The organism is Providencia sp. PROV156 (genome assembly GCF_028480905.1).
GTDB classification, from domain to species: Bacteria; Pseudomonadota; Gammaproteobacteria; order Enterobacterales; family Enterobacteriaceae; genus Providencia; species Providencia hangzhouensis.
The window spans coordinates 28,456-51,595 of record NZ_JAMPPE010000030.1 but is presented as its reverse complement, the minus strand read 5'-3'; the positions used below and the strand labels follow the sequence as shown (position 1 = coordinate 51,595).

Annotated in this window: 19 protein-coding genes; 6 read left to right on the top strand and 13 right to left on the bottom strand. The window is 40.2% G+C overall.

All coding sequences use genetic code 11. The features are described 5' to 3' along the window. Positions 1-82 precede the first annotated feature (82 nt). The 7 genes from ihfB to seqA form a co-directional block, all read right to left on the bottom strand. Positions 83-370, bottom strand: coding sequence for an integration host factor subunit beta (gene ihfB, locus PSF31_RS18440; RefSeq protein ID WP_004256221.1), 288 nt, complete (start codon positions 368-370; stop codon positions 83-85). 56 nt (positions 371-426) lie between these two features. Then, a complete protein-coding gene (gene rpsA / locus PSF31_RS18435; RefSeq protein ID WP_004909559.1) occupies positions 427-2,100 on the bottom strand; it encodes a 30S ribosomal protein S1 in 1,674 nt (557 codons plus the stop codon). 173 nt (positions 2,101-2,273) lie between these two features. Next, the gene (cmk, locus tag PSF31_RS18430; RefSeq protein WP_094960688.1) at positions 2,274-2,957 is read right to left on the bottom strand and encodes a (d)CMP kinase; all 684 of its coding nucleotides are present in this window, start codon (positions 2,955-2,957) and stop codon (positions 2,274-2,276) included. Between the two features lie 186 nt (positions 2,958-3,143). Then, complete coding sequence (gene aroA, locus PSF31_RS18425) at positions 3,144-4,421, bottom strand: 3-phosphoshikimate 1-carboxyvinyltransferase (protein ID WP_096864233.1); 1,278 nt, start codon at positions 4,419-4,421, stop codon at positions 3,144-3,146. Between the two features lie 121 nt (positions 4,422-4,542). Beyond that, positions 4,543-5,634, bottom strand: coding sequence for a 3-phosphoserine/phosphohydroxythreonine transaminase (gene serC, locus PSF31_RS18420; protein WP_036957913.1), 1,092 nt, complete (start codon positions 5,632-5,634; stop codon positions 4,543-4,545). 287 nt (positions 5,635-5,921) lie between these two features. Further along, positions 5,922-7,556, bottom strand: a complete 1,635-nt coding sequence (gene pgm, locus PSF31_RS18415) for a phosphoglucomutase (alpha-D-glucose-1,6-bisphosphate-dependent) (RefSeq protein WP_036957914.1) — start codon at positions 7,554-7,556, stop codon at positions 5,922-5,924. 56 nt (positions 7,557-7,612) lie between these two features. After that, positions 7,613-8,158 (bottom strand): replication initiation negative regulator SeqA, encoded by a 546-nt coding sequence (gene seqA, locus PSF31_RS18410; RefSeq protein ID WP_004256238.1) that lies wholly within the window; start codon positions 8,156-8,158, stop codon positions 7,613-7,615. A gap of 325 nt (positions 8,159-8,483) precedes the next feature. On the opposite strand from seqA, the gene ybfF reads away from it, so the two are divergent. From ybfF to PSF31_RS18390, 4 genes are all read left to right on the top strand, one after another. Then, positions 8,484-9,260 carry an esterase gene (gene ybfF / locus PSF31_RS18405; RefSeq protein ID WP_096864234.1) on the top strand — a complete coding sequence of 259 codons (777 nt, stop codon included), beginning with the start codon at positions 8,484-8,486 and terminating at the stop codon, positions 9,258-9,260. Between the two features lie 242 nt (positions 9,261-9,502). Beyond that, on the top strand, positions 9,503-11,608 hold the full coding sequence (locus tag PSF31_RS18400) for a peptidase domain-containing ABC transporter (RefSeq protein WP_164455835.1): 2,106 nt from the start codon (positions 9,503-9,505) through the stop codon (positions 11,606-11,608). Beyond that, positions 11,605-12,933: an HlyD family type I secretion periplasmic adaptor subunit gene (locus tag PSF31_RS18395; RefSeq protein ID WP_096864235.1), complete on the top strand. Its 1,329-nt coding sequence runs from the start codon at positions 11,605-11,607 to the stop codon at positions 12,931-12,933. Before PSF31_RS18400 ends, PSF31_RS18395 begins: the two co-directional genes overlap by 4 nt. A gap of 3 nt (positions 12,934-12,936) precedes the next feature. Beyond that, on the top strand, positions 12,937-14,868 hold the full coding sequence (locus tag PSF31_RS18390; RefSeq protein WP_272683233.1) for a type I secretion system permease/ATPase: 1,932 nt from the start codon (positions 12,937-12,939) through the stop codon (positions 14,866-14,868). A 118-nt stretch (positions 14,869-14,986) separates the two neighbouring features. Here PSF31_RS18390 and PSF31_RS18385 read toward each other — a convergent pair whose 3' ends face one another. Beyond that, positions 14,987-17,272 (bottom strand): phage head-binding domain-containing protein, encoded by a 2,286-nt coding sequence (locus tag PSF31_RS18385; protein WP_272683232.1) that lies wholly within the window; start codon positions 17,270-17,272, stop codon positions 14,987-14,989. A 114-nt stretch (positions 17,273-17,386) separates the two neighbouring features. Here PSF31_RS18385 and PSF31_RS18380 point away from each other — a divergent pair, with 114 nt between their 5' ends. Continuing rightward, on the top strand, positions 17,387-17,647 hold the full coding sequence (locus PSF31_RS18380) for an Arc family DNA-binding protein (protein ID WP_164561097.1): 261 nt from the start codon (positions 17,387-17,389) through the stop codon (positions 17,645-17,647). 15 nt (positions 17,648-17,662) lie between these two features. On the opposite strand, the gene PSF31_RS18375 is transcribed toward PSF31_RS18380, so the two are convergent. Both PSF31_RS18375 and PSF31_RS18370 read right to left on the bottom strand, forming a co-directional pair. After that, positions 17,663-18,154: a hypothetical protein gene (locus PSF31_RS18375; RefSeq protein WP_164561098.1), complete on the bottom strand. Its 492-nt coding sequence runs from the start codon at positions 18,152-18,154 to the stop codon at positions 17,663-17,665. Continuing rightward, the gene (locus PSF31_RS18370; protein WP_164561099.1) at positions 18,151-18,351 is read right to left on the bottom strand and encodes a hypothetical protein; all 201 of its coding nucleotides are present in this window, start codon (positions 18,349-18,351) and stop codon (positions 18,151-18,153) included. Before PSF31_RS18370 ends, PSF31_RS18375 begins: the two co-directional genes overlap by 4 nt. Positions 18,352-18,599: 248 nt before the next feature. On the opposite strand from PSF31_RS18370, the gene PSF31_RS18365 reads away from it, so the two are divergent. Then, entirely contained in the window at positions 18,600-18,989 is a 390-nt protein-coding gene (locus PSF31_RS18365) for a hypothetical protein (RefSeq protein ID WP_272663403.1), read from the top strand. On the opposite strand, the gene PSF31_RS18360 is transcribed toward PSF31_RS18365, so the two are convergent. The 3 genes from PSF31_RS18360 to PSF31_RS18350 are packed head-to-tail and all read right to left on the bottom strand — an operon-like array spanning position 18,986 to position 23,132. Next, positions 18,986-20,950 (bottom strand): hypothetical protein, encoded by a 1,965-nt coding sequence (locus PSF31_RS18360; protein ID WP_272663402.1) that lies wholly within the window; start codon positions 20,948-20,950, stop codon positions 18,986-18,988. The genes PSF31_RS18365 and PSF31_RS18360 overlap by 4 nt on opposite strands. A gap of 11 nt (positions 20,951-20,961) precedes the next feature. Next, positions 20,962-22,431, bottom strand: coding sequence for a phage DNA ejection protein (locus PSF31_RS18355; protein WP_164561102.1), 1,470 nt, complete (start codon positions 22,429-22,431; stop codon positions 20,962-20,964). Further along, entirely contained in the window at positions 22,431-23,132 is a 702-nt protein-coding gene (locus PSF31_RS18350) for a DNA transfer protein (protein ID WP_423810769.1), read from the bottom strand. Before PSF31_RS18350 ends, PSF31_RS18355 begins: the two co-directional genes overlap by 1 nt. Positions 23,133-23,140 lie beyond the last annotated feature (8 nt).

Here is a 23,140-nt window from a genome sequence, read left to right as displayed (position 1 = left end):
TTGGTGTTGATCAGAAATAAAAAACAGTGCCGTATAAAATACAAGCACTGTTTTGATGTAATAATTAAGATTTACAGCCCGATTATTGGCCGTAAATATTTACACGATCACGTAATTCTTTACCTGGTTTAAAGTGAGGAACATATTTACCTTCTAGTTCCACTTTATCACCAGTTTTTGGGTTACGGCCAACGCGTGGAGCACGGTAGTGAAGAGAAAAACTGCCGAAACCACGGACTTCAATACGCTCACCGTTAGCTAACGTATCCGCCATATGCTCAAGAATTTCCTTTACAGCTTCCTCAACGGTTTTTGCTGAAAGATGAGACTGCTGGCTAGCCAGTCTTTCAATTAATTCAGACTTGGTCATAGTACCTCCCTAAACTACCGTTACAAAGGGGCAACGCTACTGTTGCCCCCACTTAATTATTCGCCTTTAGCTGCTTTGAAAGCTTCAGCCATAGCATTGTTGCCGAATGCTGTATCTTCTTGTTTGTTCACAGCTGCGACAGCGTCTTTCTCATCAGCTTCGTCTTTAGCACGAACAGACAGGTTGATTACACGGTTTTTACGATCAACACCAGTGTATTTAGCTTCAACATCATCACCAACGTTCAGAACCAGTGTTGCATCTTCAACACGGTCACGTGAAGCTTCTGATGCACGCAGGTAACCTTCAACGCCCAGTGTCAGCTCAACAGTTGCACCTTTAGCATCAACTGCGATTACTTTACCAGTTACGATTGCGCCTTTCTTAGTTGCTGCTAAATAGTTATTGAATGGATCTTCAGCTAACTGTTTAACACCTAAAGAAATACGCTCACGCTCTGCGTCGACTTGCAGAACAACAGCTGCGATTTCATCACCTTTTTTGTATTCACGAACTGCTTCTTCGCCTGCAACGTTCCAGGAGATGTCAGACAGGTGAACCAGGCCATCGATGCCGCCGTCCAGACCAATGAAGATACCGAAGTCAGTGATAGACTTGATTTTACCTTCAACGCGGTCGCCTTTGTTGTGAGTTTCTGCAAATTGCTGCCATGGGTTAGATTTGCACTGTTTCAGGCCCAGTGAAATACGACGACGTTCTTCATCGATATCCAGAACCATAACTTCAACAACATCACCAACGTTAACAACTTTAGATGGGTGGATGTTTTTGTTAGTCCAATCCATTTCTGAAACGTGAACCAGACCTTCAACGCCTTCTTCGATTTCTACGAAGCAACCATAGTCAGTCAGGTTAGTAACGCGACCAGTCAGTTTAGTACCTTCTGGGTAACGTTTAGCGATTGCGACCCAAGGATCTTCGCCCAGTTGTTTCAGACCCAGAGAAACACGAGTGCGCTCACGGTCGAATTTCAGAACTTTAACATTGATTTCATCACCAACGTTGACGATTTCGCTTGGGTGTTTAACACGTTTCCAAGCCATGTCAGTGATATGCAGCAGGCCGTCAACACCGCCCAGATCAACGAATGCACCGTAGTCAGTAAGGTTCTTAACGATACCTTTAACTTCCATGCCTTCTTGCAGATTTTCCAGCAGTTGATCGCGCTCAGCGCTGCTTTCAGATTCAATTACAGCACGACGAGAAACAACAACGTTGTTGCGTTTCTGATCCAGCTTGATTACTTTGAACTCAAGCTCTTTGCCTTCCAAGTGAGTAGTATCACGAACTGGACGTACATCAACCAGTGAACCTGGTAAGAACGCACGAATACCGTTCAGCTCAACAGTGAAACCACCTTTAACTTTACCGTTGATAACACCAGTTACAGTTTCAGCTTCTTCGTAAGCTTTTTCCAGCATCAGCCATGCTTCATGACGTTTAGCTTTCTCACGAGACAGGATAGTTTCACCGAAACCATCTTCTACTGCATCCAGAGCTACATCGATTTCATCGCCAACTTGGATTTCTAGCTCACCCTGAGCATTTTTGAACTGTTCTACTGGGATAGCAGATTCTGATTTAAGACCTGCGTCAACAAGGACTACGTCTTTATCGATGGCAACAACAGTACCACGGACGATAGAACCAGGACGAGTTTCAATATTCTGCAGGGATTCTTCAAAGAGTTGAGCAAAAGATTCAGTCATATTAATGATCTTCAAGAGTTTTAAATTAACGTCCACTTAGCTTCCCGCCAAATGGGGTTGTTTCACATACCCCACAACATTCCATGTCGCAAGGTTGATGCTATGCTAATAATATAATCACATAGCGGTAACTGCGTATATTATCTAATTATAAGCTAAAATAAAGCCTATTATCACGATAATTGTAGAATTTTTTTTGCATAGGTGTGTGCTTTTTCAATAACTTCCTCAATAGACATACTTGTGGAATCCAGCACTAATGCATCTTTCGCGGCAATAAGAGGTGCAACAGAGCGATTACGATCACGAAAATCCCGCTCTTCAATTTCGCTTAAAAGACGTTCAAAATTAACATCAAAACCTTTTTCTTGCAACTGCTTCATCCGCCGATGAGCCCGTTCTTCCGCGGAGGCATCAAGAAAAATTTTTACCGGTGCATCGGGAAAAACCACCGTTCCCATATCACGGCCATCAGCAATTAGCCCAGGATGGGTTCTAAATGCACGTTGGCGTCGGAGTAAAGCTTCACGTACGCGAGGAAAAGTGGCTGTTTGGGATGCAGTGTTTCCTACTGTTTCGGTTCTAATTTGATTTGAAACATCTTCCCCTTCCAGAATGACTTTCAGTACATTATCTTCAGGAACAAATTTCACATCTAAATTTGCAGCCAAAGGAACTAACGCATCTTCGGATTGGATATCAACATGGTGATGTAACGCTGCTAACGCTAATACTCGATAAATTGCACCCGAGTCTAAAAGTTGCCACCCAAATTCGTTTGCTAATGCTTGGCAAAGCGTACCTTTACCTGCTCCGCTTGGTCCATCAACGGTGATTACAGGGGCTATCGCCACCATAAAAAATCTCCTTTTCTGCAAATAGCCTAGCTATCCGCAATTAAAATCTGTGAAGGTATTATACCAATTCAGTAGATTTGTGAAATAAGCAGGTTCAGATGATTACTAAAAAATAAGAAAAATTGATGTTTGAATCGTAAAAATCAGGTTGATATCAAAGAAAATAATATCAACCCAATCAATAGATTAATGACTTAGACGTGCCAACTGTTCGAAGTAATCAGGAAAAGTTTTTGCAGTGCAGCCGGGATCCAAAATTGTTACTGGTGTATCTGATAATGCAACTAACGAAAAACACATTGCAATACGATGGTCGTTATAGGTTTCAATTTCAGCATGTTGTAATTTTTTCGGTGGAACGACACGAATATAATCATGCCCTTCTTCCACTTCAGCGCCAACTTTTCGTAACTCTGTTGCCATCGCATATAACCGGTCGGTCTCTTTTACTCGCCAGTTATAAATATTACGAATAACTGTTTCGCCTTCAGCAAATAGCGCAACCGTTCCAATGGTCATTGCCGCATCAGGGATCGCATTCATATCCATATCAATACCAGTCAACGTTCCGCGTTCACATTCAACGTAGTCATCACCCCAACGAATAGTTGCGCCCATTTTTTCTAATACGTTGGCAAATTTAGTGTCCCCTTGCAAACTATTGCGCCCAATTCCTGTTACACGCACTACGCCTCCCTTAATGGCGGCCGCAGCGAGGAAATAAGACGCTGATGAAGCATCACCTTCCACTAAATATTCGCCTGGTGATTGGTACTGTTGCTGCCCTTTGATAACGAAATATTCATATTGATGATTTTCGACATTGACACCGAACGTTTTCATCAAGGCTAATGTGATATCAATGTAAGGTTTGGAGACTAACTCACCAATAATTGAAATTGTTGTATCTTGCTGTGCACGCGGAGCCGCCATTAACAATGCAGTTAAAAACTGGCTGGAAACAGACCCATCGACTGAAATTTGACCACCGATAAAACCACCTTTTAAACGTAGTGGCGGGTAATTCTCTTGTTCCAAATATTCAATCTCTGCACCGCCTTCCCTCAGCGCATCGACCAAATGCCCAATTGGGCGCTCTTTCATGCGAGGCTCACCCGTTAAAATAATATTATTATGGCTTAGTGATAATGCAGCTGTAAGTGGGCGCATTGCGGTTCCTGCATTGCCTAAAAAGATCTCTGTTTCATCTGGATGAGATAAATTTCCACCTAAACCTTCCACACAACAACGTGTTTTATCTTCAGACAATTGGTAGTTAACACCTAGCTGGCTTAATGCATTCAGCATATGGCGAATATCATCACTGTCCAATAAGTTAGTGAGTGTGGTCGTTCCTTTAGCCATCGCTGCTAATAATAGTGCGCGGTTTGAGACACTTTTTGACCCTGGCAAATTAATTGTGCCGTTGATTGAAAAAATAGGTTGTAATGTCAGGGATTGCATAAAAAGCAGTTTCTCCAGTGAAGTTTTGCAAGTAAATAAAATCTGGCTCTATTTTCTTTTAAATCAAATAAGAAGAGCACAGATAACCGACTGAACATCCTATTTCAGTCGGTAAATCTCATTATTGAGCGTTATGGCGTTCGAAATCAGCCATAAAATCAACCAAAGCCTGTACACCAGCTAATGGCATAGCATTATAGATTGACGCACGCATACCACCAGCCACTTTATGTCCTTTTAGAGAAAGTAAGCCTTGCTCTTTGGCTTCTTCAATAAATTTCGCATCAAGTGCCGGGTTTTGCATTTGGAACGGTACGTTCATCCAAGAACGGTTTTCAACCGCAACACGGTTAATATAGAACTGGCTATCATCAATTGCATTGTAGAGTAATTGTGATTTTTCATAATTACGCTTAGCCATTTCTTGCAAACCACCTTGCTCTTTTAACCATTTGAAGACCATCCCCGCGAGATACCAAGCAAAGGTCGGTGGAGTATTAAACATTGAATCGTGTTTTGCTAATACCGTGTAATCAAATACAGATGGAGTCTGAGGCGAAGCTTTACCGAGCAGGTCTTCTCGAATAATAACGATAGTTAATCCAGCTGGCCCAATATTTTTTTGAGCTCCCGCATAAATTACACCATAACGGCTTACATCAATCGGTTTAGATAAGATAGAAGAGGAATAGTCAGCAACAATAATTTTATCTTCAGGGAAATCAGGTTCCTCATGAATAGCTAAGCCACCAATGGTTTCATTTGGGCAATAGTGAACATAAGCGGCATCATCACTTAATGGCCACTCTTTCATAGGTTTTAAACTAACAATGCCATCTTTTTCTTCAGTAATTTGAATTACATTAGGTGTACAGTATTTTTCAGCTTCTTTTGCTGCTGACTCTGACCAATAGCCGCTTACAATGTAGTCTGCGGTCGTTTTATCACCTAGTAAATTCATTGGTAACGTCGCAAAATGGGCTCGAGCTCCACCGTGACAAAATAAAACTTTATAGTTATCAGGGATGTTTAATAAATCACGTAAATTTTGCTCTGCTTCTGTTGCCACTTCGATAAAGTCTTTTCCGCGATGGCTAACTTCCATGACAGAAACGCCTAAACCCTTCCAATTACAAAACTCTTGTTCAGCACGACGCATGACTTCAACAGGTAGCATAGCTGGACCTGCACTGAAATTATAAACCTGACTCATTGACCTCACCCTATCCATCTTCAATTATGGTTAATAAAATTCACTCAGATAGTTAAAGTTGTACCACTCCAAGCCTTTAGCTGCAACGGTTATTGTCAGCAATCCCAAAAATGAAAGGGGGGTTATTTTTTGATAATGGGGAAAAGAATTTTGTTAATCTTGTCACACTCTCGACAAGCACCATTTTATGGAGAAATTAACAATAAATAAGCGATAATATCCCGAATTACATCATTGCGCTGTGTTTCGGGATATTCATTGAAATGTCTTTTATTGAAGATTAAAAATTAGCGAATAACTTTGCTTACGATCTCAATAGCTTCTTTTTCTATTTGGCGTAAATGCTCTTCTCCACGGAAGCTTTCACAATAAATTTTATACGCTTCTTCCGTGCCTGATGGCCTTGCTGCAAACCAGCCATAATCAGTCATGATTTTTAAACCACCAATTGGCGCATTATTACCGGGGGCTGCGGTTAAACGCTGTGTAATTTTATCTCCTGCCAATGTATCTGCTGCAACCATTTCCGGTGATAATTTACTTAGCTTCGCTTTTTCTTCGTGAGTAGCTTTCGCTTGAATACGGTTGTAAATCGGTGCCCCAAATTTTTTGGCAAGGTTATTATAACGCTGCTGCGGGTTTTCACCGGTAACCGCCGTAATTTCCGCGGCTAGTAAGCAAAGAATGATACCGTCTTTGTCTGTTGACCAAGGTGTGCCATCGAATTTTAAGAATGATGCCCCAGCACTTTCCTCACCGCCAAAACCTAGTTGTCCACTGAATAACCCATCAACGAACCATTTGAACCCTACAGGCACTTCAACTAATTCACGACCGATATCATTAACAACACGGTCAATCATCGCACTTGAGACAAGTGTTTTCCCTACCGCAACATTTTTTCCCCACTGAGGGCGGTGTTGGAATAGGTAGTCGATTGCCACAGCAAGATAGTGATTTGGGTTCATTAAACCATCGGGAGTAACAATGCCATGACGGTCATAGTCAGGGTCATTAGCGAAAGCTAAATCAAATTTTTCTTTCATCCCAAGCAAACCCGCCATTGCCCAACTTGATGAGCAATCCATACGGATAACACCATCATGATCCAAAGGCATAAAACGGAACGTTTGGTCTAATTGGTCATTTACGATTTCAATATCTAATTGATAATATTCAGCAATTTTTTTCCAGTATTCAATACCGGAACCGCCTAGTGGGTCAACACCAATTTTCAAACCAGACTTAGCAATCGCTTGCATATCAACAACTTCGCCTAATGCAGAGACATAAGGCATAACCAAATCTTGCTGAATAACGTATTCACTCGCCATCGCTGTATCAAAATTGACTCTTTTAACCCCTTCCAGGTTATTGACTAGCAATTGGTTTGCATTTTTTTCAATAACAGAAGTTAAATCGGTATCAGCCGGCCCGCCATTCGCAGGGTTGTATTTAATACCGCCATCTTCAGGTGGGTTATGTGAAGGCGTAATCACAATGCCATCCGCAACATCTTGGTGTGATTGGTTATAACTTAAAATAGCGTGAGAGATAGCTGGAGTTGGCGTAAAACCATTATTTTCCTGAACAATTACATGAACTTGATTTGCCGCTAACACTTCAACCACTGTAATAAACGCCGCTTCTGATAACGCATGGGTGTCTTTCCCTACAAAACAAGGACCTGTTACACCTTGTTTTTTGCGTAAATCGGCAATTGCTTGTGCAATAGCTAATATGTGGTTTTCATTAAAATTTTTACGCAACGAACTACCACGATGCCCTGATGTACCAAACTTAACAGCTTGAGATGTATTACCGGGTTGTGGTTGCTGCGTATAATATTGAGCGGTTAATTGAGCGACATTGATCAAGTCACTTTGAAACGGAAGCTGCCCTGCACGTTCATGTATTGTCACTTGTTTTCTCCCAAAGCACTGATGCTTTGTTATCAACATCAGTGGCCTTTCAGTTTTTAAATAGTATTACAAACTTTTTCAATCACATTGGTTGGAAATTGCATTTCCTGCATGATCGCATCAACCATGCTACGTTTACGATTCGTATTCGTATTCGTGATCACCCAATAGGGTGTTCCTGGTATATGACGCGGCTTAGATTGCTTACCAGCTGCAAGTAATGTTTGTTCATCACCAGCAAAATAAATACGAGTTCGGCCATGCATTAACTCTGTTGCACTCGCAAAACGATTCGCATCTAAACTATATAAAGTAGACAAAATCAACATAAAGCGGTCAATCGCTTTACTTTTTTCTGCATAAGCGTCAGATAACAGAAGCTCTCTAATGACTCTAACAGGGTTTAATGCAACAGCAGGTGTACTCATCGCAGGTTCAGCCTTAATAACAGCATGTTCCTGACTAATTTCTTTTGCTTGTACTGGCTGCCCGGATTTGAAATTTAACATACGGCGCAAAATATCCGATGCACTTTCACCGATATGCTGTGTATGGCTCGCAATATAGCGGTAAAGCTCTTCATCAACTTCTATCGTTTTCATTTTTTCCCAGTACTTTTTTAACTAAAATTTGCGGTGTGATTATAAGACAGATTTAAAAAAAACAAAACAATTAAAATTTCAATAACTTAAAGTAAACATTATTCTAAGTTCAAAGATAATTCAGTGGGTTATCATGCCATGACTTCCAGTATTTTGCCTCAGTGATCAACTTCAATTTTCTGAAATTCATTGGCTATGGATATTTTGATTATCGACTCATTAACTTACCTCAGCCAAAATCGCAGCTTATTTGACCATTTGGATTTTATTCATAGCCGTGACATGATAAGACCACATGTACCGCTGACGAATTGATCAAACAAATATGACCGTGTTACTTAACCATACTATCCATAAACCTGAAAATCCAATCTCAAATAGTCCCATTGTACTCATACATGGGTTATTTGGTGACCTCAATAACTTAGGTGTTTTAGGACGTAACCTACAACAATATTTCGATACGATTCAAATTGATGTCCGTAATCATGGTGACTCATTTCGTGATGAGCAAATGAGTTACCAGCAAATGGCTCAAGATGTTATTACACTCATAAAGTCTTTAGGTTACGAAAATGCTATTTTAATTGGTCACTCGATGGGTGGCAAAATCGCCATGGCGGCAACAGCAATAGCCCCTCATTTTATTAATAGTATCGTTGCTATTGATATGGCGCCTGTCGCTTACCAAGTCCGTCGTCATGATAAAATATTCGCGGCGCTTGATGCCGTCACAGCAAAAAATGCAAAAACTCGCCAAGAAGCTACCGTGATTATGCGTAATTACATTAATGAGGATGGTGTTATCCAATTTCTGCTTAAATCCTTTAAACAAGGTGAGTGGAAATTTAATTTACCTGCCCTAAAAGCTAATTATGAAAGTATTATTGGTTGGGAAATAGTACCCGCCTGGAATAAACCCGTGCTGTTAATCCCAGGAGGAAATTCCCCTTATGTACAAGCTGAATATAAAGAACAAATCGCACAACAATTTCCGCAAGCCAAAGCGTGGGTTGTTGCTGATACAGGGCACTGGGTTCATGCAGAAAAACCAGACCATGTTTTAAGAGCCATTCATCGTTTTTTATCTATCCCTGAATAATTGTTCACATTTAAATATAGATATTGAAAAGATATATAACTTTTCAATATCTTTAAATATATTTGTAGTTAAATATAATTACTTTATTAATTACATAATAAGACTAACTTCAATACACAGCGAATTACAAACCCTGTATTATCCAAATTCTACTCCACCTTATTACTATCTAGTGCATATTTTATCAATGCAAATTTGGAATTAAAAATTCAAATAACTTAAGGAATTTATTAATATAGAAAATGGATAGTCTCAAATCAAAATCAACATTATACTTCATTAGTGTTATTGCTAAGTTATCAGGGCAAGTAAATCCTAAAGAACTAGAACAAACACTCAATCAATCTATTGGTTATAATGAAAAACTTAACATTATTAAATCGAAACATGCCATTCGCTGTAGGAATAAATATCAGAAGAATAAAAATGTAACTAAAATCGTATGCCCTGCTATTTTATATAATACCAAAGGAGAAGCCATTCTATTAGCTAACTGCAATCAAGAACAAGTACTCATTCAGCAATTTGGGAATACGCCGCCAGAGATATGGAGCATTGATGAGCTGAATCAACAATGGAATGGTCATTGGTTAGAAGTAAGCCTTAAACAGGGTCAATTTGACATTACCTGGTTCCAAGTTGAATTTATGAAATACAAACCCATTATTTTGTGGGTTTTATTCTTTTCATTTATATTACAAATACTCGCATTAGTTTCCCCTATTGTTATGCAAGTTATTATGGATAAAGTACTCGTTCATAATAGCTTAGTCACATTGGACGTTTTAATTTTTGGGTTAATTATTGCGGCGTTAATAGAAGTGACTTTGAAAGGGTTACGTGAGTATATTTATCATCACACTGTTAACCGAATTGATATGACACTGGGCTTGAAGCTGGTAAATCATTTACTGAGACTGCCTATTCCCTTTTTTAAAAGCAGGCAAATAGGCGCAATTGTCACCCGAGTAAAAGAGCTCGAAACTATTCGTGAATTTTTAACCAGCAGCTTTTTTACTCTATGTGTCGATGTGCTATTTTTATTTGTATTTATTTTTGTGATGAATTTGATCTCCACAACACTCACAATAATATTTTTGTGTTCTATTCCTTTTTATCTTTTATTAGCTTGGTGGTTAACGCCTAAAATTGAATCTGCTGCACAACAACAGTTCACCAATATTGCCATCAATACCTCTTTTTTGACCGAAAGTATCAATGGGATCGAAACAGCCAAAAGCTTATCCGTCGAACCAAATTTCACTCGTCGCTGGGACGGCCAAACCGCTGATATGAGCCAAACTAACTTTGTATCAGGGCAAATAAGCTCCCGCTCTGAACATCTAGTGATGGCTATTGAAAAAATCACCAGTGCTATTGTTTTGTGGGTTGGTGCTTCTGAAGTTTTAGCATTGCAGATGACGATTGGCCAGCTTATTGCCTTTTACATGATGGTTAGCCACGCTAACCAGCCCCTCATCAAACTAACTAAACTATGGGGGGACTACATTCGAACCAGTGTCGCTATCGAAAAACTCTCCCAAATTATTAACTTACCTACCGAACAATCACAGCAAGAAAATAAGTTATCTCTTCAAGGGCATTTAAACCTAAAAAATATCTCGTTCCGCTACCAACCTAACATGCCATTTGTTCTAAAAAACTTTAATTTAAATATTAAAGCGGGAGAAACTATTGGTATTGTTGGGACATCAGGGTCAGGTAAGAGCACCCTCGCTAAATTATTACTACGGCTTTATACCCCTGAAAGTGGTGCTATTTTTGTGGATGGAACCCCCATGTCTGCGATTAACTTGCACTCCCTTAGACAACAAATTGGTATTGTTTTACAGGAAAATTTCTTATTCAGCCAATCTGTTTTTCACAATATCGCTCAAACCTCACCGGATGCCTCCATGGACGAAGTCGTTCATGCCGCCAAAATGGCGGGAGCACACGATTTTATTTTGAAATTACCAAAAGGTTACGACACCGTTCTTGCCGAGGGGGGAACATCACTTTCTGGCGGCCAACGCCAACGTATTGCTATTGCTAGAACACTGCTTTCCAACCCTAAAGTGATTATTTTTGATGAGGCAACTAGCGCTTTAGATGACGAATCCCAAGCCGTTATTCAAGAAAATATGCATATTATTGCAAAAGGAAGGACCATCATCACAATTGCTCACCGCCTATCAACTATTCGCCATCACCAGCGGATCATTGTGATGCAAAATGGTGAAATTATCGAGCAAGGTAGCCATCAGCAACTTATTGAACAAGGTAATTTTTATAAACATTTGTGGACTCTACAACAGTCTCTGAAATCAGACATGGACGTAAAATGAAACATCGATTAGACAAAAACCGTTATAACAGCTTTTTGCCTTCACACTTGGCGATATTAAAAACACCACCGTCTTACTTGGCACTATACGTCGCTATTTCTATTAGTGTAGGCGTTTTTCTTGCTGTGACTTGGTCATTTTTTGGTAAGTTGGATATTCAAGCAACCACGCAAGGTAAACTTATTGTTTCAGGACGAACACAGTTAATTCAAGCGTTTGAATTAAGTCGTTTAGAACATATTCATGTCACTGATGGGCAAGTAGTAAAACAAGGGGATCCTTTAATAACTGTCAATGTATTAGGTGTTGACCAAGATATCCTGAGTTTAAATTACCAACATAACTTCCATGTAGCCGAAATATTAATTTATCAAGCATTGATTTCACAACAGCCTATTGAGCAATTACCTTTATTTAACCAATTAACTGAACTAGAACAAAACAATACACGAGCTAGCTATCAAACACAAAAAATAGAATTTGATTCATTAATTAATGAACTTAATAATGAAATTCAATTAAATACTGTCAATCAGCAAGCTAGAAAAGACGAATTACTCACTATCAATTCCCTCATCGTAAACATCAAAAAGCGCCTCGATGCACACCATTCGTTAACTAAAAAGCAGTTGATCAGCCAGAAGGAATTTTTAGAACAAGAGCGAGAACTATTAATCGCTAAAAAAGAAAAAGTCACCAAATTATCTGAGCTTTCCATTCTGAAAAGCCAGTATCAAGCCTTAAATGAAAAGGTAGGCAGAATTAAAGCTCAAAAAAACCAAGAGTGGGATGAAAAATACAAACAAGCTGACTTTAAGCGGGCTTCCCTTGAGCAAGAACTATTAAAAAATAAAGAAAGAAACCAATTAGAAATCATACGGGCTCCCGTTGATGGCACGATACAACAACTTGCTACACACACTATAGGTGCAGTGTTACAACCCGCACAGCAGTTAATGGCTATAGTACCTAATAATCATGTTCAACTAGCTGAAATTAAAATCTTAAATAAAGATATTGGTTTCATCCATGAAGGGTTAAGAGCAGAGGTGAAAATAGATGCTTTCCCTTACACTCGTTATGGCACAGTTGAAGGGGAAGTGATTTCCGTCTCTCGTGACAGTACTCTCGATGAAAATCTTGGATTAGTGTTCTTAGGGCAAATCGGTCTTAAGCAAAAAGAACTAGTAGTTGATGGTGAGTCTATTGAACTGACACCCGGTTTATCCATTGTGGCAGAAATAAAAACAGATAAACGCCGTATTATTGATTACTTACTTAGCCCAATCAATGAATACACCTCAAACGCGATGAGAGAAAAATAATCGATGGAACAGTTAAATAATCATGGTTTGGATGCCTTAGTTTGGGTGGCTAAATATTATCAAAACAATGTTTCATCTGACCAACTAAGACATGCTATTGGTATGCAAACTTTATCCCCTACTGAGTGGGAAATTAGAGAATGCGCACAAATATTGGGGTATGAAACCGAGCTTATTGCAGCACAATATAAGCAATTAAGAACACTACCTTTGCCCGCTTTAATCTATATAGATGGTTTCTGGCAAGTAATTAGCCAAGAAAATGAATTGGTACTCATTAACCCGACTAATGATGAACGAAAACCTATTTATAATTCGATTGGGCATCAACAAGCTGAATTTGACATAGTACTCATTAAGGAGCAATTAGAACCGGAGCAAAAAAAGACCTTTGGTTTTAGCTGGTTTATTCCCTCTATTTTACGACAACATGTTAAATTACGAAATATTTTTATTCTCTCTGCCATTATTCAGCTTTTCGCCTTAATTAGCCCACTGTTGTTTCAAAATTTAATCGACAAAGTGTTAGTTGGCCGCAGTCTCTCAAATTTACACGTTATTGCATTGGCGATTTTTGCCATTGCTGTTGCAGAGCCGATATATGGTTTTATTCGTAATAAGATTTTTAGTCATAGTAGTAGCCAGATAAGCGCTGAATTATCAGGGAAAATTTATCGCCATTTAATGGCCTTACCTTTAAATTATTTTAAGCTAAGGCCAACAGGGAAAATTATCGCAAGGATCCGTGAATTAGCTCATATAAGGCAGTTTTTAACGGGCTCGACACTGATGCTATTCATTGACTTTATCTTTGTTATCCTTTTTGTCGCGGTTTTATTTTCCTACAGTAGTTTGATGGCTTGGATTTTATTGGGCTCTATGGGTGTATTCTTTGTTTTATGGATGATTTTAGGCCCAATCATTCGCCAACAAACTCAAAAATCTTACCAAGCCGATGAAAATGGTCTCACTTTTCTCACCGAAAGTATTACTGGGATTGAAACCATAAAAACGACAGCAACAGAAAAATACTTTAATCAACGCTGGAAAAAAATATTTAGCAAGCAGCTAACTCAAAGCTTTAAAGTATCAATGCGCAGTGAAGTTGCCTCTCAGTTAATGACACTTGTGAGTAAAATAACTACCGCAATTCTTTTGTGGGTTGGTGTCAAAGAAGTATTAAACGGTGGGATTTCTCCTGGCGAATTAGTGGCATTTAATATGCTAAGCGCGCATGTTACACAACCTGTATTGCGATTTGCCCAGGTTTGGCAAGATTTCCAACATACCATCATTTCATTGCGTCGGGTGGGAGATATTCTTGATGAACCTGTAGAAAATGAACGTAAAGGGATTGCAAACACTTCAAATTTTCACGGAAAAATCGAGTTTCAAAACATCCGCTTTCGTTATCAACCTGATACGCCTGAAGTTATCAATAATTTGTCATTAATGGTTAATTCTGGTGAATTTATTGGGATTACTGGCCCTTCTGGTTCTGGAAAAAGCACCTTAACGAAATTATTACAACGACTTTATGTACCACAACATGGGCAAGTTATTGTTGATGGCATGGATTTAGCTGTCGCAGATACTGTGTCATTACGCCGAAAAATGAGCGTTGTATTACAAGAAAGCACTTTATTCGTCGGTTCTATCGCAGAGAATATCCGTTTAAGCCACCCGCAAGCGACTAACGAACAAGTTATTCACGCAGCAAAATTAGCTGGAGCATATGACTTTATTATGGCATTGCCTGATAATTTTAATTATCTCTTATCAGAAAAAGGCTTGAACCTTTCAGGTGGTCAACGTCAAAGAATTGCACTTGCGCGCGCTTTACTCACCGAACCAGACATTTTAATTCTCGATGAAGCCACTTCTGCGCTCGATTACGAGTCACAGGATGTGCAAAGATTGATTAACGATTTATAGCTAGCAAAGCCGCACTACAAGCCAGCCAGCATTTTTGCGATTTGCTTGTTTTTGCCTATTTTTATCTATTCCTCTCATTTTTGTGTCACAATTTCGGCACAGTTCGTCACAGTAGGAATTACATCTTAACGATAACCTTTGACTCCCCGCTATTGCATGAAATCACTTGACCAATCGAACGCATGTAATCTCTAAAATCAGAAATGGTTCCCGATGATGCCTCTATAAGGCCATCCCTGCCCCTTGATGCAAATATATGCTCTCCAGATGTGGCATGAATTGGAATATCAACTTGCCCACAAAAAGCAATAAGGATTACGGCTTCACGCGACTGCTCATATATCATTTCAATTTCATCATCTGTCATTTCATCAGAGATGCTATTCTCATCAAACCAGTTATCACCACCAACAAATGACGGATCATTTGATTTTAAGCAAAACTTTATTGCGTCATCATACCTATCAGTGACTTTGCCATTTTTATCAATGCCAAATATGAATTTATCTTTTTCATCAAAGAGATAAGATTTACCCATGTATTCCGCATAGTCACTTCCGTTTGTGTTTACAGTGCCACCTGCGTTAATACTGCGACCTGTTGTTACTGATTTAGGAACACTCATGGCTGCTTTAGCGCTAGATTCACTCGGTGAATTAACAGCATAAAATCTAATAGGGGCTGCGTATTGAGCTGGAGATACCTCCAATCCTAAATCCCCTTCGACATACACAGTGTCATCTCTATATATGCGATGATATGGCTTCTTACTGACATCTTTCGCACCGTATTTTAATCTAAGAGGCACGTAATCATTATGAAATTCTAAATCATCGAGCACTTTTGAGATATTTTCTAATCCGAACTTAACATCAGAATTTTGTTTTTTATTTATGCATACAACTTCAAGAGTATGCGCTGGACAAACACAGTAATTGATTGCATACACATAGCTATTTTCAAATGTTACTCGGCTATCAAAACCTTGTGCTGTTATAAAGTAAGTTTCTTCTCCCTCGACAGCGGCAGGAAAACCATTGCTTACACGATTATTAAATTTAACATCATTAAATTTAATTGTGGAATTTCCAGCATGAATTAACCCCTGATGATTAATAGGTACATTACTAGCTCTGTTGGCGTCTTTATAAAATGAATGTTCATCACTAAACGACTGATAACTTAGAGAGTAGCTTAATGCGCTATAGTTTATACAGTGTGTCAATTGAGCTTTAGCTCTCTCGACACCCATCACACCCGTCAATCCTACGCATCCGTCTGTTTTTACTAGAATCGGCAACTCATCAGTAGGACATGCATTGAGTACATCTTTTGGAGCGGAAAGTCCGCACTGGTCAAACCAAAGATTCAATTGAGAATAAACAACATCTTTAATGTCAATTCCATGAAAGCAAAAACTTGTTTTTATCCAGCCAGATAAAGATGTCCCACCCTTGCTCACAAACGGTTTATAGCAATATGATATCCGCAAGTCTAAATCGACATTCCAGAACGTCGATTGATTGTCTACAGCCACCTTGGAATTTCGAATATAAACATGCAGCTTGCCGTTGTATGCGCCATCACTCCCATCAAGACAAGCTATCGACGTGAAGCTTCGTAAACCGTGCTCCGCATCGACTGTGTCAATCGTTATGTCGCTAATTTCCCACTCTGATGCCCATCCATCCTCAACTAAAATGATCCCCACATCCGTTTTTTCACTATCAAAAACTAGAGCAGTATCAATACTCCATGCGTTCCCATCCCGTTGATTCGTACCAGCGCCAGCACCACGCATTTTTGCACCCGATTTCCAACGGAGACTTTTGTGACAATAATGCTTCACATTTGGAGCTAAATAAAATGGCTTGCGTTCATCAATGAGTGATTGCAGCTTATCAGAAAGGTCTAGTGTTTTGTCATCTGAAAGCAGTCGGCTTAATTCATCTTTAGTGAGAAGGTCTGTGATAATTTTACCCGAAAACGCATATCTCCCAGCGACGGTTGTTGGGCCTGACCCTACTAATTCTGCGCCTGTTACCGATGACACTCTTTTTTCAAACTGATCGGGGTCATACTTCAGTACATTAGGGTAATAGAATTGCTGCGCTCCGTAGCTGTCATAAACGGCCATACTGTGACCTTCTACTGTCACGAACTTAGCAATCTGACCGTTATAAACGGGATAGCCACCCGCACCGATAATTAGAGGTTGAGCGACAGGGATAGTGCTGCCGTCTTCATTTTCCAAATACACCTGAATTTGGTTTTCTGGAATGGTCGGATCGGTATCAATTCGGCCTATGTAAATTTTACCATTGCTCATCGCTTGGAATCTCCTTGCGAGAGTGAATTGTTGCGAAGGTGCCGAAACAACGACATTAGGGATAATATCTGACATTGCTTTCTCCAAGCGTGAGTAGTCGCACCGCAATGGCATCACGGTGACGTTATTGTAAATAAATACAGTAGATTATAAGATGCCAACCCACCCTAAAGACCAATGGTGAGTAAAATGGCACGTGAAGATTCAGTATTCAGCTTTAGGTATAATGCTGAAAAGAAAGAAAAACTAAGACAAAGAGCTAAGCTAAATGGCCGCTCACTCAATGCTGAGTTAACCTATATAGTTGACCAGTACCTCGATACACCAACGCCCATTATTGGCTATCGTAGTGATGCCGAACGTGCGGCCAACGAACAAGCCGAAGAGCTTAAAAAGTCAGTCGTAGAAATGCTGATTAAGCTTTATGGTGAAAATAAAAAACCCACCTAGTGGTGGGTCTTTTATTTAGTCTTCTGTTTTTGGGGGTGGGGTTCTTTCCAATTGATCTGACTTACCTTTGTATATTCCAGCTAGATACCCAGCTAGAACACCTCCACCAATCTTGGCTAACTCTATAGTATATTGAGCATTATCAGTAAACATAGATATAATAACAACCGCCACAACGCCAACGGCAATTAAACATTTGAAATATACTTTTTTGGACTCTAATCCACTAAAGTATTTTGTCTGTGTTTCTCTGTCTTCCTTTTGTGCATCAATTGATTTTAATGCAATTTCCTTATTGCTCTCTATTTCTTGGCGTCTAACCTCTAGTTCCTGAGTTTTGAATTCAATTTCCTTTGACTTCAATTCAATCTCTTTCGACTGAACCTCAACGAACTTTTCAATTGCGGCGATAGGGTTGTGCTTGTCTTTTTTCTGTTTATTTTGATTCTTATCTGGATCATCATCAACAGAGCTAGCAGGAACTACTTGGTTTTTTTCTTGGCTCATAAATTACTTTCGCAGAGTACTGGCGTTTTATATGTCACCAAGAATGAGCCGAAGCCTTCACCGCCAAGCTTAGGGGCTTTGTATTCAACTCTTTCGACGTTGTCAGCTTGCTCAGGAGTCATTTTAACCATTTCTGACGGGCTTATTTGCCTTACCTTTACAGGTTCAAGAACTGTTCTAAAGACATTTTTTTTCATGTTACCTCCAACAAATCTCCATTGTGAGGGATAAACAACCATCTTTATGATTACTTATAATAACAACGGGGTCGAAAATCTATCATTAAAGTGCTATGCCTTCAATTAAAAATAGCTTAACCCGAGAGGTTAATCAATAAACAGACTAATCTATACCATATTTACTATGTGATTGTGAATATCCCCACCTCATACTATCATTGAGGCATTAAAAATAATTATGTGAGGTGATGGTGAAAAAATATCTATTGGCACTAGTTGCCGTGACCCCTGTGTACGTTAATGCACAGTGTTGGGTCGTTACTAACTTAAACGGATACAGCGCATTTGAGCAGAGTGATTACTTATATGAAAAAAATGGGATGGCAAAAAGTGTTTTCCAAATCAATATAAATAAAGATAAAGCCGAGCTGAAGATGGTAAATAATGAACTAGGCGGAGGTGGTCTTGAATATATGCCTATATCTACATCATCAATGATAGGCTTCTATGTCAATGGGGATACGTCCACCATTGAGACTTGGTCTATAACAGATCAAAACAAAGTCCTTTACTCAAAAGTAGTTAATAATCACAAATTGGTCACAGGAACCACATCACTTGTTGGGGATGTGGTTGGTACATGTTCAAGTGATTAATCTCTGCCAATAGACTGCCCTGACGCAGTTAGAGTATTGATGATATTAGTTATCGCTCTGTCTCTAGCTGTGCTTCCTCTAGGTGTATTATGCAACCTAAGCAACATATTGCGGATTCTTGGTGATTCGTACATTCTGGCTATCATCCCTGTTCCAACTTCAATACCAAGTGAAGCACCTCCAGTTAATAACGTTGCTGCTGTTCTCGCAGGGGTTAACAGAGCCATACCAGTTTGAGTAACCTGATTTGCCGTTCCAGCCCTTCTAGTTGCCTCAAGAACATCACGCATACCCTCAATCATTTGACGCTGTCTTGGGTTGAATACTGTATTAAATATTTGACCGTTTGACTGATTGATGAGCTGGTCTAATTGGGTGATCATTCTTTGAGGTGACCCATTAGCTTTCTCATAAGCTTTTGTTAAATACGCTGCCCTAAGTTGGTTTCTACCGTTTTCATTAACCATGCCATATATACGAGCTATATCACTAGGTCGCTTACTATATACTAGATTATCCATTAGCTCAGGAGTTACATCACCTTTTTCAAGCGCGTTTTTCAAACCTGTTTTTTCTATCCCTCTTGCTATATTCCTGTATTCATTATTTGCATGGCGAAGTTGGTTTAAAGTATTAGCGCCAAGGGTTTTACCAACAGCGCTATTCATATCCCCAGTTAAAGCGGTATTAATCCTATTATATGCCGCCTCTAATGAGGTTGGCATAGCCAGATTATCACCCTGCAAACTTTGCCTTAATTCGGTTCTTAGGTTTCTAATTTCTGCAAAACTAGCTCCATTGGCGACACGATCCCTCAGTGTATTTAATATCTGCATCGCTGCGCCGTTAGGGGCTAATCCGTTTGCTAATTGCTGCATGGCACCATCAATGGCAGGTATAGACCTAGTTGGGGTAACAACAGCATCAGCCATTTGTTCGGTTATTCTGTTTATTACTCCACCATGTTGATCTTTAGCTGCTCTCAAGCCAGCCCTAACTTCACCTTGCATGACATGCGGAGCGTAAATACCGAACTCTTGTTCAATCATTTGAGGAACAGATTCAACAAAATTTTCCCTTTGCTCAGCCTGTATAGCCCTACGATTTCCCGTTCCGCCTATGCTTTGCTCACCAGCTTGCTGCATTTGACGTCCTACTGCTGTTCTTGGTGGCAAGACATCAGTAGTTAGTACATCTATACCGTTCTGTTCGGCATTTCTTAGCAATTGTTGGGTTTCTGGTGCTATTTCACCACTAGCGGCTCTGGATAATCCACTGATACCACGTTCAATTATTTTACCACCAACACCAATGCCGCCAGATATTGCTGTTTGTAATGGGTCTACATCAGTGCCACCTGCGGCACTAACTGAACCTTGCAGGCCTACATCAGTAGCAGCGGAAGCCAGACCAGAACCCCAAATAGTTTCCGCTCTAGCGGCCGGAGTAAACGCTAACGCATTAGCAACAAACGGAATGATATCATCACCATCAAGACCAGGCTTATTCAGCGCATATTTACCAGATGGCAAATCAACAATGACGTTTCCTTTTTCGTCCGATGACATTTTCCCACCCATATTACGAAGAGTGAGCATGAAATCTTCATCATTACCAAAAAGTTGCGCCCAGTTAGCTTTGAACGAATCACCAGTTAATGATTGAATTTCAGGTGATGACATAACGCTATTTAATCCCTGTATTTCAGGTGTCATCTTGCTTTCACCTGTTACAGCATCAATAACGTTATCTCTGAAATCCTTCCCTTGTTGACCGCTACGATTGATCCCTTCTGCTAATTGCCTATTCGTGTTTACCATCCCGCTAATATAATTATTTTGTTGCTGAGGCTCTTCAGTCAATTTAGATTGCTCGTTTGTCTCACTATCAAATTGGTCGAAAAAATTAGCCTCTTCGCCTGATTCTGATTGACTGTCAAATTGATCAAAGAAGTTAGCCATTGAATTTATTCCTATGGTAGGTATCCGTACTTAGCTCTGAACTGGGGCGCTAATGATGGGTTTTGCTGCAAAGCTTGTATTGCTGCTTGTGGAGCTTGCTGTTGCTGAGATTTACTTCCACCAAGATTTGCAGTATTTCTAGAGTTATATTCATCTGTATAGTTTTTTATGTCCTTAACAGATGTAATCATTGCATCCCTGCTTGAGTAGTCTATCTGTGGCATTGACTGGAAGAATCTCTTAGCTTCTGCCTCGGTGTTTATTCCGCTTGCGCCCATAGCCCTTGCAGCACCGATACCCTGATTCTGCATGTTCCCTTGAATTCTGTTGGCAGCATTAAAAATTTCTCTTGTTTTAGGGTCTTTAATTCTACTCATTACATCAGCTGTAATTGCTGGGCTTCCTGTCCCTCCAGTTATACCAGTGAGCGGAGCTGTTTCAGTTGGGCTAGAATTAAGAATTAAACCAATATCCTTATTCATTATATTTTTTGTTGCAGATCCAGATGAATCAGACACTGATGATAGTGCATTGACAGGAATAGTTACCACATTACCGTTAGCGTCATACCCCTTATAATACTTAGACTCGCCAGCACCCTGAGCTTTTGGATCAATCATTACTGTCTGACCATTTGATAACTGAGCCTGTTGCATCTCATCTCCACCCTTCCCTTTTAGCTGCATAAATTGCTTACGCTGCTCAGGTGATAGTGACTGCAAATACTCATACTCCCTAACTGATGAAGGAGCTGCGGCCTGAGCATTAGCAGAACGGATGGAATTTTGTGCTGATATGTCTTGCCCACGCCTCGCAGTAGCAGCACCAATATCTTGACCTCGGCGAGCTGTTTCAGCACCTATATCTTGCCCTCTCATTGTCACCCCGCGATTAGCTTGGGCATCCATCATATCCATAAACTTCTCAGGCGTTGATGCCCTCATTCCTAAAGCCAAGGCATATTCTTTTGCAGCAGCAGGATTTTCTGTAGCCATTTTAAAAGCAACTTGCGGGTCAAAGCCAAATTTACGCATTTCATCTGCATTCTCCCGAACGAAGCTTTCAACATTACCACCTGAGATAGCGGCATTATAACCAAGTGCTAAGTTACCTATTGACTGCTTGACATCATCATTAATCCCATCCATACCGCCAGTAATTTGCTCTCTCATTTCAGGATATTCAGCAAATAGACCACGCATGGCACCAGTATCGTTATTAGCCATGGCCTGCCCCCATTTACCTTGGAACTCAGACAGCCTTTGTTGCTGCTGATCTTGCTGATGCATAGAAGCTATACCAGCCAAGCCCTGCATGGCCTGCAACCCCCAATTATTAGCGCCAGAGCGTTGAAGGTCGTTGTTTTCTCTGATAAGGCCTAGAGTGGGATTAATATCGCTAGCTCTAGGCGCATTGTCGTTAACTTGACCTATGCCTCCTAAAAAACCACCACTATTAATATTCTGGTTCCAAGTCGCCATTAGAAGATACTCCCTAAAATACCTAATCCAGCTCCAATACCCATTCCCCAAGGCGTTGAAGTACCTAGAGCGCTAGCAATTCCATATCCAAGAGCACCGCCACCTAAACCACCAGTTACTGCTTGCTGCATACCTGACGGTCTATTAGCGTTAGCAGCGGCAAGGGCAGCATTTTGTTGAGACAACTGGCCAGCATTATTCGCGTATGTTTGCCCCGCGTTCGCTTGACCTTGAAGCGCACCAATCCCGATATTTGCAAGGTTGTTATAGTTGTTCATTTGACTATTCAGCCAACTTTCACCGAGTGCAGGAGCAATTGAAGCTAGACTGTTGCTTGTAGCCGTAGAGCCTAGTCCGCCCATCGCTTCGGCTGCCGCTAAGTTTTGGTAACGCGCCTGATTTGAGTAATCATTAAACTGTTGCGAGTTGTAGTATTGCCCAAGAGCCTGAGCAGCACCTTCGGGAGATGATAGGTTTTTAAGCTGATTAATATACTGGCCAGCAAGCGGAGTAAATGGAGCAAGCCCATTCATAACCCTCTCAAACTGTTGGTTCTGGATATCAGTTGCATACTTCATTGCTGCGGCCTGCTCTCCTGCACCACTACTACCACCGCCACCTTTACCTCCTCCACCTTCAGGGAATAGAGGTTCTTCACCATGCAACTTTCTGCCTAGTGCAAAAATATTTCCGATAGCCATTGTTAACT

Bases quoted from the DNA above. Each gene is read 5' to 3' on its own strand.
- serC (WP_036957913.1), bottom strand. From the start codon at position 5,634: ATGAGTCAGGTTTATAATTTCAGTGCAGGTCCAGCTATGCTACCTGTT.
- ihfB (WP_004256221.1), bottom strand. From the start codon at position 370: ATGACCAAGTCTGAATTAATTGAAAGACTGGCTAGCCAGCAGTCTCAT.
- PSF31_RS18385 (WP_272683232.1), bottom strand. From the start codon at position 17,272: ATGTCAGATATTATCCCTAATGTCGTTGTTTCGGCACCTTCGCAACAA.
- PSF31_RS18375 (WP_164561098.1), bottom strand. From the start codon at position 18,154: ATGAGCCAAGAAAAAAACCAAGTAGTTCCTGCTAGCTCTGTTGATGAT.
- PSF31_RS18400 (WP_164455835.1), top strand. From the start codon at position 9,503: ATGGATAGTCTCAAATCAAAATCAACATTATACTTCATTAGTGTTATT.
- PSF31_RS18355 (WP_164561102.1), bottom strand. From the start codon at position 22,431: ATGGCGACTTGGAACCAGAATATTAATAGTGGTGGTTTTTTAGGAGGC.
- PSF31_RS18395 (WP_096864235.1), top strand. From the start codon at position 11,605: ATGAAACATCGATTAGACAAAAACCGTTATAACAGCTTTTTGCCTTCA.
- PSF31_RS18370 (WP_164561099.1), bottom strand. From the start codon at position 18,351: ATGAAAAAAAATGTCTTTAGAACAGTTCTTGAACCTGTAAAGGTAAGG.
- aroA (WP_096864233.1), bottom strand. From the start codon at position 4,421: ATGCAATCCCTGACATTACAACCTATTTTTTCAATCAACGGCACAATT.
- cmk (WP_094960688.1), bottom strand. From the start codon at position 2,957: ATGGTGGCGATAGCCCCTGTAATCACCGTTGATGGACCAAGCGGAGCA.
- PSF31_RS18350 (WP_423810769.1), bottom strand. From the start codon at position 23,132: ATGGCTATCGGAAATATTTTTGCACTAGGCAGAAAGTTGCATGGTGAA.
- PSF31_RS18380 (WP_164561097.1), top strand. From the start codon at position 17,387: ATGGCACGTGAAGATTCAGTATTCAGCTTTAGGTATAATGCTGAAAAG.
- seqA (WP_004256238.1), bottom strand. From the start codon at position 8,158: ATGAAAACGATAGAAGTTGATGAAGAGCTTTACCGCTATATTGCGAGC.
- rpsA (WP_004909559.1), bottom strand. From the start codon at position 2,100: ATGACTGAATCTTTTGCTCAACTCTTTGAAGAATCCCTGCAGAATATT.
- ybfF (WP_096864234.1), top strand. From the start codon at position 8,484: ATGACCGTGTTACTTAACCATACTATCCATAAACCTGAAAATCCAATC.
- PSF31_RS18360 (WP_272663402.1), bottom strand. From the start codon at position 20,950: ATGGCTAACTTCTTTGATCAATTTGACAGTCAATCAGAATCAGGCGAA.
- PSF31_RS18390 (WP_272683233.1), top strand. From the start codon at position 12,937: ATGGAACAGTTAAATAATCATGGTTTGGATGCCTTAGTTTGGGTGGCT.